This is a genomic window from Caballeronia sp. INML3B (assembly GCF_023631305.1).
Taxonomy (GTDB): Bacteria; Pseudomonadota; Gammaproteobacteria; order Burkholderiales; family Burkholderiaceae; genus Caballeronia; species Caballeronia turbans.
This window is the reverse complement of the sequence record NZ_JALQDI010000040.1, coordinates 768,337-776,223: the sequence shown is the minus strand read 5'-3', so window position 1 is coordinate 776,223 and position 7,887 is coordinate 768,337. Positions and strand designations below refer to the sequence as shown.

Genomic DNA, 7,887 nt, shown 5'->3' with positions numbered 1-7,887 from the left:
GCGACCGGGTCGTCAAATCCCGCCCTAAACGGTACACCGTTCGTTATCTAAGAAAAGACCTTAACTGAACGGCATTAGCCGCGAGGCCCTTTTCTTTTTGCGTGTCCGTTTTGGCTGGCGGCCTTATGTATTCGACACGCTGAACGCGCTCTGATCGCTGACGATGGAAAGAAATTCGCGCCGCGTCGATGGATCGTCGCGAAACGATCCGAGCATGCGCGACGTGACCATCGACACGCCCGCCTTGTGCACGCCGCGCGTCGACATGCACTGATGCGCGGCTTCGAGAATCACGCCGACGCCGAGCGGCTGCAGCACTTCGTTGAGCGTATCCGCGATCTGCGCGGTCATCTTCTCCTGAATCTGCAGACGCTTCGCGAAGGCATCGACGAGACGCGCGAGCTTCGAAATGCCGACAACGCGCTTGTTGGGCAGATACGCAACGTGCGCGCGCCCGATGATCGGCACCATGTGATGCTCGCAATAGCTTTCGAAACGAATGTCCTTCAGGACGATCATCTCGTCATAGCCCTGCACTTCGGAAAACGTACGCGCGAGAATATCGTGCGGATTTTGCGTATAACCCGCGAAGAACTCTTCATACGCGCGCACGACGCGGCCTGGTGTGTCGAGCAGGCCTTCACGCCTCGGGTCGTCGCCGGCCCAGCGCAACAGAACACGCACGGCGGCTTCGGCTTCCTCGCGGGTCGGACGATCGGCTGGGTCAGCTGGCATGTCCGAGCCTGAAAGATGGTTTTTGCGCGGGGCGCTCATCGAAAGCTCCTGTCATCAAGGTGCAATTAGTGCATCTGGCACCCCGCCATTGTTCCACGTTTCCGAAGGTCGATATACGTGTCAGGTTTTTCCGCCTCCATCGATGCCTGAACCCGTGCGCCATGCCTGCTTGCCTTCCTCTGACAACTGGCCGCTGCTGTGATCCTTGTCGGGTTCCGTGCCGGGCTCGGCCATGGGCCCGCCCGGCTGTTCCTGCGAAGTTGGCTGCTTGCCCTTGCGCTGCGCGATGCGGTCTTCCTGAGAACGTCCGGCATAGTTGCTCATGTCACGGCTCCTTTCGAATTGATGCGGTGAAAGGCGCGCAAGACCCGTTCCAGACGGTGCTACAGTTGACGATCACGCGGGCTTGCCTTCCACGCCGCCGAGCACCATCCATGAAACGCCGAACTTGTCGGCCACCATGCCGAAGCGCTTGGCGAAGAACGTTTGGGTCATCGGCATTTGCACCTGCCCGCCGTTGGACAGCGCGTTGAAGTATTTCTCCGCCTGCTGTTCGTCGTTTGCCGTGAGCGAGAGCGATACGCCCTTGAAGTCCGGCTTGCCGCTGCACATGCCGTCGGAACCCATCAGCATGGAATCGCCGATGGTGAACGCCGAGTGCATGATCTTGTTTTCCGATCCCGGCGGAATGCCGCAGCCGCTGGCCGTCTCAGCCTTGCCGGCTTCCGGGTTTTCGCTGTAGCGCATCATCATGACGACTTGCGCGCCCAGACTCTCGCGATAGAACGTGATCGCCTCTTCGCAGCGGCCTTCGAAAAACAAATAGGGTTGCACTTGCATGTCTGCTCCTTGAGTTATGACTTCTCGTCAGGGTCCATATCCATCGTGAGCGGCACTGATGCGTGCTCGTGCACGACGCGCCAGTCACCGTCGATCTTTCTGAAGCACACGGTGGCGCGCACGATGTCCTCCTGCTCGCCCACGGCGACCCGGTTGACGGAGTGCGCATAAGCCAGATCGCCGCTCGCGGCCACTTCCACTTCCCGCATCTCGAACGCAAGCGGGCCTTTCATGCTGTCGAACCAGCGCTGCCAGTTCTCGCGATAGTGCGCGATGCCCTGGATAGACGCGGGCGGCACGACATCGAACACGACGACATCCGGCGCGTAGTGGCTCACGAGTGCCTCGACGTCTTTCGCGAGCACCGCCTGTCGCCACGCTTCGATCAGTTCGCGAATGCGCGCGACATTTTCATCCGACTGCGCACGATCGTTCGGCTTTGTCATGGCTGCCTCCTTCCGTATGACGACCCACATCGCACACGATGCCGCCGCGTCGTGACAATGCAACGGCAAGCACCGAAGCGGAATTATTTTTCTCGTTGTGGACACCGTCCACAAAAAGTAGCAGAGATAATGGACAGTGTCCACATATGGAAAGCCCAACGAATCGAAATGACAAATGGCAAGCCGCGCAGTACTTACCGGCATGGGGATTTGCGACGCGCGCTGATCGAAGCGGGCATCGAACTGGCGCGCGAAGGCGGGCCGGATGCGATCGTCCTGCGCGAGGCGACGCGTCGGGCAGGCGTCGTTCCGAACGCGGCCTATCGTCACTTCGAGAGCCGTCAGGAATTGCTATCGGCGGTGCGCTCGGCGGCGCTGTCGTTCGTCGCGCAGGCAATGGAAGAGGAACTGGCCGCGCGCCCAAAAAAGCGCCGCCGCGCCGATGCGGCGCGCGCGGGATTGCGGGCTATCGGCACGGGTTATCTGCGTTTTGCGCAGACGGAGACGGGTCTTTTTCGTACGGCCTTCGCAGCGCCGCAAGCGGAATGGGCGGAACATGATGAGCCGTATGGCGCAGGGCCGAGCGGACTCGATCCCTTTCAGTTGCTCAGCCGGGCGCTGGATGACATGGTGGACGCGGGCGCACTCGATGCGAAGCGCAGGCCCGAAGCGGAATATCTCGCGTGGAGCGCGGTGCATGGTTTCGCGCTGCTCGTGATCGAAGGCCCGTTGCAGGGATTGAAGCGCGCGCAGATCGAGCCGCTTGCCGGGCGCTTGCTCGATATGGTCGAGAACGGACTTTGAATGCGAGTCTGAGATACGAATCGCGCCGTATCAAGCGGCGCGATTCGTGTGATCGATACGATTACTTCGCGGACTGCGTCTCGCCGGCTATCGGCTCGACCACGCTGAAGAGCAACAACAGGCATAGCGTCGACGTCCCGACCATGTAGAGAAAAACGGCGGTCCAGCTATAGCTGTCGAGCAGCAGGCCGACCGCGAGCGGGGCGCATGCGCCGCCGATCTGCCCCAGCGAGTTCACGATACCGAACGCCGTCGGGTACGTTGCTTTGGTCGCGAGACCCATCGGATATGCGGAGTAACCCGCGAAGCCGATGCCTAGCATGAGGCCCGCCAGCATGAGGGCTGCACCGAGATAAGCGACGCTATCGGGCGCATCTATCAACAGGAACGTCATGATCATCGTGCCGAGCGCGCCGAGCATCATCATGGGCTTGCGGCGGCCGCCGAGCAGGCGGTCCGAGATGATGCCGCCAAGCATGTTGCCCGCGACCGCGCCGATGAAAGGCGCCGAGGCGAGAAAGCCCATCTTCACTGAAGCGAAGCCTTTCACGGTGACGAGATACGTGGGAATCCACGAGATGAAAATATTGCTGATGCCGATCATGCAGCCATAACCGAGCGCGATGCCGAAGATGTTCCACGAGCCGAAGACCTGGCGAATCGTCTCGAGTTGCGGCACGCGCTTCGTGCGATTGATCGCGTCGAGCCGGGGCATCGGCGTCATGTGCGCGCGGGACAGCGACTTGCCGCTATTGCCGCCGACGATTGTTTCATCGGCGATGTAACGGCGCTCGGCGGGCGAGCAGAAACGGTTCTCGCCGGGCGAGTTGGTGACGAAGAACATCCACACCACGGCGAGCAGAATCCCCGGCACCGCGAACACATAGAAGATCTCCCGCCATCCCCACAACTGAATCACGATGATGCATACCGAAGGCACGATCAGCGGCCCGAGCTTCGATGCCGCGATCCACAGGCCGGTGGCCGTGCCTTTTTCCTTCGCGGGAAACCAGCGATTGATGACGTTCGTGCAGCCGATGCCGAGCGGCCCTTCCGACAAGCCGAGCCCCACGCGATACGTCATCAGCAAGATTACCGACGACGTGGTGCCCATCAATCCGGTGAACACGGAAGTGAGGATCATGAAGACCGAGAACAGCAAGCCCGTCGTTTTGTTGCCGAGTCGCTTGTAAAGCAGTCCAACGGGAATCTGCACGAAGCCATACGCGAACGAAAACAGGCTGACGATCAGACCGGCTTCGGTATTGGTGATGTGATATTCCTTCTTCAGATACGGCAGCGCGATGCCGAAGTTGGCGCGGTCCGCACATGCGATGGCCCAGATGCAGAAGATCAGTCCCATCACGACCCAACGGTGTTTCGTGGGCTTCTCCGCGAAAGGTTCCGCCTTCGAGGGCGCAATGATGCCGTCAGCGTTGTTCATCGCGACGCCTCCCGTGGTGCATGCGCTGCGGCTTGAAGGAGGCGAATGAATGGGAAGCGGGTAGGGCGCAGGCTCACGCTGTTGTCTCCGATGTCATTTTCAAGGCTTTATTGTCGATATGCCTTCTTATGCTTCGAATTGTGGGGATGGTGCGCAAGAGCGTCCAATCTTTTATTGCTATTACCTGATTCCCGAATTGAATCGATAAGAACACTGCCGGTCATGCGTCGATACGTGGATCAATTGATAGCCTTTTGGGATTGGACGTGTCCGGCAAAAGCAGACATCATGCGCTCCACATCGGAAACGAACATCATGGAGCACGCGAATTGAAGCCGAGCATTCTGCAACTGAACCCGATCCTCGTACCGGCCATCAACGAAAAGCTGGATGCGCTCTATACGATGCATCGCCTCTTCGAAAAGGAGGATAAGGACGCGTATATCCGTGAGCATGGCGCCTCGATTCGCGGCGTGATCACCGGCGGGCATACGGGCATCTCGAACGATCTCATCGAGCGCTTGCCCGCGTTGCAGGTGATCGCGGTGAACGGTGTCGGCACCGATGCGGTCGATCTCGAATTCGCACGCTCGCGCGGCCTTCCAGTGACGGGCACGTTCGGCGCGCTGACCGAAGATGTCGCCGATCTCGCGATTGGTTTGATCCTCGCCGTGCTGCGCGAGATCTGCCCCGGCAACGATTTCGTGAAGACCGGCAAATGGGTGAAGAACCCGAACCCCGGCGCGATCCCGCTGTCGCGCCGTTTCAGCGGCAAGCGCGTGGGAATCGTGGGCCTCGGCAAAGTGGGTCGCGCGATCGCGCAGCGCGCAGCCGCATTCAACTGCCCGATCGCTTATACCGATATGCGCCGCATGGACGATAGCGACTATCGCTTCGTGCCGGATCTGCTCTCGCTCGCACGCGAAAGCGACATTCTCGTGCTGGCCGCCGCGGCCGATAAGGCCAAAGGCATCGTGAACGCAGCGGTGCTCGATGCATTGGGCAAGGAGGGTTATCTCATCAACATTGCGCGCGGCAAGCTCGTCGTGGAAAGCGACCTCGTCGAAGCGCTGTCGCGTGGCACGATCGCGGGCGCGGGCCTCGACGTGTTCGTCGATGAACCGAACGTGCCGGCCGAACTGTTCGATATGGACCGCGTCGTGCTGCAGGCGCATCGCGCGAGCGCGACGGTGGAATCGCGCACGGCGATGGGCGAGATGGTGCTCGCGAGTCTCGCGCAAGGTCTCGCGGGTCAGCGTCCCGATGGCAGCCTCACGACCTGACGCGTGCGCATGAAGCCGTCCGGGGCGAACATATAATGATCGGCTATCACTTCAACGTCGATTACGAATGCTCGATCTCGGACAAGTGCGTTGCTTCGTCGCTGCCGCGACGGAGCTGAACTTCCGGCGCGCGGCCGCATTGCTCAACATGACACAGCCGCCGCTTTCCAGGCAGATTCATCTGCTCGAAGAAAATCTCGGCGTGAAGCTGTTCGAGCGCGTCGGGCGCACGGTCAGGCTGACCACGGAAGGGCGCGTGTTTCTCGCGGATGCGACGCGCCTGCTCAATCTCTCCGAGCAGGCCGAAAGCACGGTGCGTCGTGCGAGCAAAGGCAAGACCGGGCGCGTGCGCATCGGCTTCACGGGCGCCGCGGGCTATGAGTTGATACCCGAATTGCTCGTCGCGGCGAAGCGGGATTTGCCGGATATCGACGTCGTCCTGCTCGAAATGATTTCCGTCGCGCAGATCGAGGCTTTCGAGGCAAACGCAATCGATCTGGGCTTCATGCGGCCGCTGCCGTCGCGGCAGAAAGTGCAGTTCCTTCTCGTCGACCGTGAGCCGATGATCGTCGCGCTGCCGGCGGGACACGCGTTGTGCCGCTTCGATCGACTCGAACTCGCGCAGTTGAACGAGCAGGCCTTCATCATGCATTCACCCACGCACGGCAAATACTTTCATGACCGCATCGTGAGCATGCTCGTGGCCGATGAAGTGAAGCCGCATTTCACGCAATACATCGATCAGACGCCGACCATTCTGTCGCTCGTTCGGGCGGGATTGGGCGTTTCGATCCTGCCCGCGTCATCGCAACGATTTCACTACGACAATGTCGAGTTCAGGGAAATCGCCGGCAATACCGTGCAGGCCGAAATGAGCATGGCGTGGCGTTCCGATCAGGACAATCCCGCCGTCACGGCCTTCAGGCACATGGCGGCGGACCACTTCGCTACGCGGCGTTCCTGATTTGACGCGCCGTTGCGTCGATCGCGGCTCTGGCTTTGTCGACTATCTCGTCTATCTCGTCGTGCGTGACGACGAGCGGCGGCGACAACAACATCCGATCGTGACTCGCGCGCATCACGAGATTGCCCGCGAAACAGAAGTCACGGCATATCGTGCCGATATCGTCGCCATTCAAAAAGCGCTTCCTCGTCGCACGATCTTCGGCAAGCTGAATCCCCGCAACGAGACCCGCGCCCGCAATCTCGCCGACGATCGGATGATCGCCTAACGCCTCACGCAGGCGCTTCTGGAAATACGGCCCCGCATGGTGCTTGACGTGCGCGACGATGCCTTCGTCGCGCAACAGCTTCAGATTGGCCACCGCGACCGCGGCCGCAACCGGATGCCCCGAATACGTGAAGCCGTGATTGAACTCGCCGCTGTTCACGATGGCATCCGCGATGCGATCCGACAGCCCGACCGCGCCCATCGGCACATAGCCGCTCGTGAGGCCTTTGGCCATCGTGATGACATCCGGCTCGAAACCGAAATGCTCGTGCGCGAACCATTCGCCCGTGCGCCCGAATCCGCCGATAACCTCATCAGCGATCAGCAGCACATCATGCTTGCGGCAGATGCGTTCGATTTCAGGCCAGTAGCTCGATGGCGGAAAGATGACGCCGCCCGCGCCTTGAAACGGCTCGCCGATGAACGCTGCGACGTTCGCCGCGCCCAGTTCGAGGATCTTTTCTTCGAGCTGACGCGCACGCGCGATGCCGAACGCTTCCGCACTCATTGCGCCGCCTTCGCCGAACCAGTAAGGCTGACCGATATGCGCGACATGCTCCATCTTCGAGGGCATCTGCTCGTGCATGTAATTCATGCCACCGAGCGTCGCGCCCGCGATGGTCGAGCCGTGATACGCATTCGTGCGCGCAATGACATGACGCTTCATCGGCCGGCCTTGCACGGCCCAATAGCGATGCACCGCGCGGAGCGCGGTATCGTTGGCTTCCGAGCCGCTGTTGCAGTAGAGAAAGCGATTGAACTTCGCAGGCGTGAGCGCCGCGAGCAGCGCGGACAATTCGATCACCGGCGGATGCGTCGTCTTGAAGAAGGTGTTGTAGTAGGGCAGTTCCTGCATCTGCTTCATCGCGGCGTCGGCGAGTTCGCGTCGTCCATAGCCCACGTTCACACACCACAATCCGGCCATGCCATCGATGATGCGATTGCCCTCCGAGTCCCGGAGATACACGCCCTCGGCCTGTACGATCACGCGGCTGCCCGTTCGATTGAGGGCGCTCATATCGGAGAAAGGATGCAGATGATGCGCGGCATCGAGCGCGCGGTAATGTGCCGTCGAATCGATTCGATCGTTCATGTCGTCGTCTC

Annotated in this window: 9 protein-coding genes; 3 read left to right on the top strand and 6 right to left on the bottom strand. The window is 60.7% G+C overall.

Annotated elements, in window-relative coordinates; all coding sequences use genetic code 11:
* Positions 1 to 123: 123 nt before the first annotated feature.
* From folE to NCS58_RS19405, 4 genes are all read right to left on the bottom strand, one after another.
* A complete protein-coding gene (gene folE, locus NCS58_RS19420) occupies positions 124 to 774 on the bottom strand; it encodes a GTP cyclohydrolase I FolE (protein ID WP_061118026.1) in 651 nt (216 codons plus the stop codon).
* A gap of 81 nt (positions 775 to 855) precedes the next feature.
* Complete coding sequence (locus NCS58_RS19415) at positions 856 to 1,059, bottom strand: hypothetical protein (protein WP_250477459.1); 204 nt, start codon at positions 1,057 to 1,059, stop codon at positions 856 to 858.
* 72 nt (positions 1,060 to 1,131) lie between these two features.
* Positions 1,132 to 1,575 carry a VOC family protein gene (locus NCS58_RS19410; RefSeq protein ID WP_061118028.1) on the bottom strand — a complete coding sequence of 148 codons (444 nt, stop codon included), beginning with the start codon at positions 1,573 to 1,575 and terminating at the stop codon, positions 1,132 to 1,134.
* 14 nt (positions 1,576 to 1,589) lie between these two features.
* Positions 1,590 to 2,021: a nuclear transport factor 2 family protein gene (locus NCS58_RS19405; protein WP_061118141.1), complete on the bottom strand. Its 432-nt coding sequence runs from the start codon at positions 2,019 to 2,021 to the stop codon at positions 1,590 to 1,592.
* A gap of 168 nt (positions 2,022 to 2,189) precedes the next feature.
* Between NCS58_RS19405 and NCS58_RS19400 the strand changes: the two genes are divergently transcribed.
* Positions 2,190 to 2,825 carry a TetR/AcrR family transcriptional regulator gene (locus tag NCS58_RS19400; protein ID WP_061118029.1) on the top strand — a complete coding sequence of 212 codons (636 nt, stop codon included), beginning with the start codon at positions 2,190 to 2,192 and terminating at the stop codon, positions 2,823 to 2,825.
* A 61-nt stretch (positions 2,826 to 2,886) separates the two neighbouring features.
* Here NCS58_RS19400 and NCS58_RS19395 read toward each other — a convergent pair whose 3' ends face one another.
* Positions 2,887 to 4,269 carry an MFS transporter gene (locus tag NCS58_RS19395; RefSeq protein WP_061118030.1) on the bottom strand — a complete coding sequence of 461 codons (1,383 nt, stop codon included), beginning with the start codon at positions 4,267 to 4,269 and terminating at the stop codon, positions 2,887 to 2,889.
* A gap of 329 nt (positions 4,270 to 4,598) precedes the next feature.
* On the opposite strand from NCS58_RS19395, the gene NCS58_RS19390 reads away from it, so the two are divergent.
* Together NCS58_RS19390 and NCS58_RS19385 are read left to right on the top strand one after the other, a co-directional pair.
* On the top strand, positions 4,599 to 5,552 hold the full coding sequence (locus NCS58_RS19390) for a 2-hydroxyacid dehydrogenase (protein WP_061118142.1): 954 nt from the start codon (positions 4,599 to 4,601) through the stop codon (positions 5,550 to 5,552).
* A 67-nt stretch (positions 5,553 to 5,619) separates the two neighbouring features.
* Positions 5,620 to 6,516: a LysR family transcriptional regulator gene (locus NCS58_RS19385; RefSeq protein ID WP_061118031.1), complete on the top strand. Its 897-nt coding sequence runs from the start codon at positions 5,620 to 5,622 to the stop codon at positions 6,514 to 6,516.
* Here the strand turns inward: NCS58_RS19385 and NCS58_RS19380 are convergent.
* A complete protein-coding gene (locus NCS58_RS19380) occupies positions 6,500 to 7,876 on the bottom strand; it encodes an aspartate aminotransferase family protein (protein ID WP_061118032.1) in 1,377 nt (458 codons plus the stop codon). The two genes, NCS58_RS19385 and NCS58_RS19380, sit on opposite strands and share 17 nt — an antisense overlap.
* Positions 7,877 to 7,887 lie beyond the last annotated feature (11 nt).